Raw genomic sequence first — 302 nt, 5'->3', positions numbered from 1 at the left:
GCACAACGGCCTGCACTTCGAGATCCAGATCGACGCCAGCACCCCGGTCGGCCAGACCGACGCCGCCGGCGTCAAAGACGTGCTGATGGAAGCCGCGCTGACCACCATCATGGACTGCGAAGACTCCGTGGCCGCCGTTGATGCCGACGACAAAGTGGTGATCTACCGCAACTGGCTCGGCCTGATGAAGGGCGACCTGGCCGAAGAAGTGGCCAAGGGCGGCAAGACCTTCACCCGCACCATGAACCCCGACCGCATCTACACCGGCGTGGACGGCAACGACGTCACCCTGCATGGCCGTT

At 64.6% G+C, this 302-nt stretch carries 1 pseudogene; it reads left to right on the top strand.

Annotated features, from left to right (window positions below):
- Positions 1-302 (top strand): annotated as a pseudogene (locus AC0L3B_RS39135) (malate synthase G); the annotation flags it as partial.

The organism is Bradyrhizobium sp. Kon56, from assembly GCF_055807635.1.
Note: the sequence above shows the minus strand (reverse complement) of the source record. Positions and strands in the feature narration are given on the sequence as shown.